Annotated in this window: 3 protein-coding genes and 1 pseudogene; 1 reads left to right on the forward strand and 3 read right to left on the reverse strand. The window is 67.5% G+C overall.

The genetic code is table 11. The annotated features are described in order from the left end of the window. From G3N99_RS33870 to G3N99_RS33880, 3 genes are all read right to left on the reverse strand, one after another. A partial coding sequence (locus G3N99_RS33870) for a hypothetical protein (protein WP_206124547.1) occupies positions 1-2,020 on the reverse strand: 2,020 nt, incomplete at its 3' end. A 485-nt stretch (positions 2,021-2,505) separates the two neighbouring features. After that, on the reverse strand, positions 2,506-3,750 hold the full coding sequence (locus G3N99_RS33875; RefSeq protein WP_206124548.1) for an FAD-dependent oxidoreductase: 1,245 nt from the start codon (positions 3,748-3,750) through the stop codon (positions 2,506-2,508). Positions 3,751-3,817: 67 nt separating this feature from the next. Then, positions 3,818-4,597 carry an ABC transporter substrate-binding protein gene (locus G3N99_RS33880; RefSeq protein WP_174931072.1) on the reverse strand — a complete coding sequence of 260 codons (780 nt, stop codon included), beginning with the start codon at positions 4,595-4,597 and terminating at the stop codon, positions 3,818-3,820. A 379-nt stretch (positions 4,598-4,976) separates the two neighbouring features. Here G3N99_RS33880 and G3N99_RS33885 point away from each other — a divergent pair. Beyond that, a pseudogene (locus G3N99_RS33885) lies at positions 4,977-5,392 on the forward strand (ornithine cyclodeaminase family protein); the annotation flags it as partial.

The raw sequence follows: 5,392 nt of genomic DNA on the forward strand, positions 1-5,392 counted from the left end.
CGACGCCCTGGACCGGCGCCAGCGGGTTCGAACCACCGCCGATGCCGCCCAATGCGCCCGTGACCGTGCCGAGTGCGCCGGTCAGTGCGCCGGCCGGGTTGCCGCTGCCGAGCGCGCCCGTCACTTGGTTCACAACGCCTTGCACCGGTGCCAGCGGGTTCGAACCACCGCCGATGCCGCCCAATGCGCCCGTGACCGTGCCGAGTGCGCCAGTCAGTGCACCGGCCGGGTTACCGCTGCCGAGCGCGCCCGTCACTTGATTCACGACGCCCTGGACCGGCGCCAGCGGGTTCGAACCACCGCCGATGCCGCCCAATGCGCCCGTGACCGTGCCGAGTGCGCCGGTCAGTGCGCCGGCCGGGTTGCCGCTGCCGAGCGCGCCCGTCACTTGATTCACGACGCCTTGCACCGGTGCCAGCGGGTTCGAGCCGCCACCGATACCACCCAGTGCGCCCGTGACCGTGCCGAGTGCGCCGGTCAGTGCGCCGGCCGGGTTGCCGCTGCCGAGCGCGCCCGTCACTTGGTTCACGACGCCCTGGACCGGCGCCAGCGGATCCGCACCGCCACCGATGGCGCCCAATGCGCCCAGTGCCCCGGTCACGTTGCCGATCGCACCCGTCACCGTGCCTGCCGGATTGCCCGCACCGAGTTCACCCGCCACCGTACCGAGTGCGCCCGTCAATGCACTAGCCGGGTTGCCGTTATTGAGGGCCGTCGTGACTTGATTGACGACGCCTTGAACCGCCCCCAGCGGGTACGAACCGCCGCCGACATTACCCAGCGCGCCGGTCACCGTGCCGAGTGCACCGGTCAGTGCGCCTGCCGGGTTGCCGCTGCCGAGCGCGCCCGTGACTTGATTCACGACACCTTGAACCGGCGCCAACGGATTCGAGCCGCCACCGATACCGCCCAGTGCGCCCGTCACCGTGCCGAGTGCGCCAGTCAGTGCGCCAGCCGGGTTGCCGCTGCCGAGCGCGCCCGTGACTTGATTCACGACACCTTGAACCGGCGCCAACGGATTCGAGCCGCCGCCGATACCGCCCAGTGCGCCCGTCACCGTGCCGAGTGCGCCAGTCAGCGCGCCAGCCGGGTTACCGCTACCGAGCGCACCCGTGACTTGATTGACCACGCCTTGAACCGGCGCCAACGGATTCGAGCCGCCACCGATACCACCCAGTGCGCCCGTCACCGTGCCAAGTGCGCCGGTCAATGCACCTGCCGGGTTACCGCCACCAAGCGCACCCGTCACTTGATTCACCACGCCTTGAACCGGCGCCAGCGGGCTCGAGCCGCCACCGATACCGCCCAGTGCGCCCGTGACCGTGCCGAGTGCGCCGGTCAATGCACCTGCCGGGTTGCCGCTACCAAGCGCGCCCGTCACTTGATTCACCACGCCTTGAACCGGCGCCAGCGGGTTCGAACCACCGCCGATACCACCCAGCGCACCCGTGACCGTGCCAAGCGCACCCGTCAACGCACCAGCCGGGTTGCCGCCACCGAGTGCACCCGTGACTTGATTGACGACACCTTGAACCGGCGCCAGCGGGTTCGACCCGCCGCCGACATTACCCAGTGCCCCCGTTACCGTGCCAACCGCATTGCTCAGCGTCCCCGTCGCCGTATTCAGCGCACCGGTCAACGCACCCGCCGGGTTGCCGCCGCTCAGCGCACCCGTCACCTGATTCAGCACGCCCTGGACCGGCGCGAGCGGCTGTACCGTGCCGCCGCCACCGCCGAGTGCGCCCGTCACCGCCCCCACGGCGCCCGACAGCACCTGGCCGGGGTCGCCAAGCGACGTCTGGATCGCGCCCGCCCCGCCTGCCGCCACGGTGACCGAGCCCAGCGGCGACGTACCCGTCGCGACCAACCCGACCGACACGCTGTTCGTCGGCGGGTTGACGATTACTTGCGGAATCGGCAGCACATCAAGGGCCCCCGCCATCGCGGAACCCGAAGCCAGTACCCCGAACACCGTCGCGACCGACAGCGCCACACCCGTCAATTTCAGATTGTGTCCCATCTTTATTTTCCCCATCTCGGTTGGCACAACGTTGATTAAGCATGGGGACGGATTGCACGAAGTGTGCCAATTCCAAAAACGGGATTGATTCGTCTGCCTATTGACGGGCAATAACGCCTTTTTTAATCTATTTCAGACGAAATGCATGGTCCGGACGCCGGAATCGTCTGATGAAAAAGGTCGACGGAACACGGATGTAACGTAACGTTTGCGAGCCCCGTGGTAACGTGTTCCGGTACATTCCGCGTAACACGGGAACACCCGCCGAGACGGCGCACTACCCCGTCATGAGCAGCGGCCCATTACGCATTTCAGCAATATGAAAATGCATTGATAAATCGCCGATTTGCTGATTTTCTTTATTTCGCGATTATCTTTCTTGCCGATTACGCAGATCATTTCCGATTGCGTGATTTCCGGTAATTCGGATAGCAGACTGAAACATTGTGAAGGCCGGCGCGCACGACGCCGCGCGCGCCGCCGGATCAGCCGAAGCGCGCGGGGCGGTACGGATGGGGATCGATGTAGGTCGGTGCGCCCGTCATCATTTCGGCGAGCAGGCGTCCGGTTGCGGGGCCGAGCGTGAGCCCGTGATGACAATGGCCGAACGCGAACCACAGGTGGCGATGGCGAGGCGCGGGCCCGATCACCGGGCGCATGTCGGGCGTGCACGGCCGCATCCCGAGCCACGGCTCGGGATCGAGCCGCTCGCCGATGCCGAACGCATCGCGTGCCAGCGGCTCGGCGCGCGCGAGCTGCACGCCGGTCGGCGGTGCGCCGCGCAGCGCAATCTCGACGCCGGTCGTGAGCCGCAGACGGCCGCCTTCCATCGGCGCGACGACGAAACCTTCCTCGGTATCGCACACGGGCACGTTCAACGGCGCGCGCGTCGGCCGGTAATGCATGTGGTAGCCGCGCTTCGCGCGCAGCGGAATCCGGTAGCCGAGCGGCGCGAAGACGTGATCGGACCACGGCCCGAGCGCAACCACGGCCGAGCGTGCCGAAATCGGCCCGTGTTCGGACCCGACCTGCCAGCCGCCATCCACCTGCACGAGCGTCCTGGCATCGCCAAGCGCGAACGTGCCGCCGTCGCGCTCGAACAGCCGCGCGTAGGCCTTGGTCAGCCCGCCCGGGCTCGACACGGTCTTCGGGTCCTGCCAGTGGAATGCGCCGCAGAACGCGTCGCTGACGCCGGGCTCGCGCGCCCGCAACGCACGTGCGTCGAGCACGGTCATCCGCAGCCCGTGCGCGTCGGCCACGCGCTGCTGCGCGCGGGTTTCCGCATCGAACAGCGCGGGCGAGCGGAACGCCTCGATCCACCCGCCGTCGTGCACGAGCGGCTGGGCATCGGTGCGCGCGAGCAGCGCGTCGTGCTCCACGACGCTCGCCGCGACGAGCGGCAACAGGTCGCGCGCGGCGGCCGCGAGCCGCTGCGGCGACGATTCGCGCCAGAAGCGCGCGAGCCAGCCCGCATAGGCGGGCAACGCACGGTAGTCCCAGTAGAGATCGACCGAGCGGTTGCGCGCATAGCGCAGCAGCGTGCCGAGCCGGCGTGGAAACGCGTACGGCACGACCGACGAGCGCTCGATCAGCCCCGCATTGCCGTGGCTCGTTTCCTCGCCGGGCGCACGCCGGTCGACCAGCGCGACGCGCAGCCCGCGATCCTGCAGATGCAGCGCCGACGACACGCCGACGATGCCGGCCCCCAGAACGATGACGTCGAAATCCATGGTTCCCCGTACTGCGTCGAGATTCGATGCGACACGCGCCGGCGCGGCGGCCGGCGCACGGTGGTGATTACTTCGCGACGATGTCGCGCTTGAAGTACTTCTGCGACAGCGCGCTGAGCGTGCCGTCCTTCTTCAGCGCGTCGAGCGCGCCGACGATCTTCGCCTGCAGCGCCTTGTCGTTCTTGCGCATCCCGAAACCCGTGCCTTCGCCGAGCGTCGCCGGATCCTTCAGCGGCTCGCCGACGATCTGGTAGTCGCGGCCGGCCGGCTTGTCGAGGAAACCGTCCTGCGCGGTCTGCGCTTCCTGCACGGCCGCGTCGAGACGCCCCGCGACGAGATCGGCGTAGATCTGGTCCTGATCCTGGTACGACACGACGGCCACGCCCGCAGTGGCCCAGTGCGCCTTCAGGAAATCCTCCTGCGACGAGCCCTGCAGCACGCCGACGTGCTTGCCGCGCAGGCTCGCGACGTCGGGCCGCAGCGGCGAACCGTGCTTGGCGATCATCACGATCGGCACCACGTAGATCGCCGGCGTGAAGTCGATGCTCTGCCGGCGCTTCGACGTGATGTTCATCGCCGAGTTGATCGCGTCGAACTTGCGCGCCTGCAGCGCCGGGATCAGGCCGTCGAACGAATTCTCGACCCACACGCATTTCATGTTCAGCTTCGCGCACACCGCGTTGCCGATGTCGACGTCGAAACCCTGCAGCTGGCCGGCCGGCGTCTTGCTCTCGAACGGCGGATAGGCGGCTTCGATCCCGAAGCGCAACGTGGTCTGTTCCGCATGGGCCGTGACGGCCGCGCAGGCAAGCGCCGCAGCGGCGCAAAGGGAGAGCTTCCAGTTCATGACGGTCCTTCCGTTCCGGATTGAGGCGATGAAGATCGGTACACGACGGCCCCGGCCGGGCGCCGGATCGGCATTCGAAGCAGATGGCCGCCACGCGGCGACGCGTCGTGTCCTGCACGCGAAATATAGACTCAAAGTCTACTATAGACTATAGGGGATACGAGAATCGTGCCCCGATGCGCGACGTCCAAAATTCGCCACCCAACATGAATGCCTTTGATTTACCGGCGTTTTTTTCGAATCGCGCGACGACACGAAGTCTCGAAAAGAAAAATTCTCCCGATTTTGATTGTCTATATTAGACTTTTCGTCCATCACGAACACCGCCGGACGCCGTCGATCGAGACGGTCCTGTCCAGCCCCGACCGGAGATGTCCCCATGACGCAAACCGCCCCGACCCTGCCGCTGACCGTCGACGAAGCCGCGGTGCGCGCGGCCCTGCCGTCGCTCGACGTGCTCGGCACGTTGCGCAACATGTTCGCGTCGCTCGCCGCGACGCGCGCGGTGCAGCCGCCGCAAACGCTCACGCTGTTTCCCGACCAGGCCGGCGACTTCATCACGTATCTCGGCGCGCTCGCCGATGCGCAGGTATTCGGCGCGAAGCTGTCGCCGTATGTCGTGACGGGCGGCAAGCCGATCGTCACTGCGTGGACCGCGCTGATGTCGATGCGCACGGGCCAGCCGCTGATGTGGTGCGACGCAGGGCTGCTGACCGTCGAGCGCACGGCCGGCACGACCGCGCTCGCGGTCGACTGCCTCGCACCGCGCGACGCGCGTCATCTCGCGATCGTCGG

The organism is Burkholderia sp. Ac-20392 (assembly GCF_017104585.1).
In the GTDB taxonomy this organism is placed as follows: Bacteria; Pseudomonadota; Gammaproteobacteria; order Burkholderiales; family Burkholderiaceae; genus Burkholderia; species Burkholderia lata.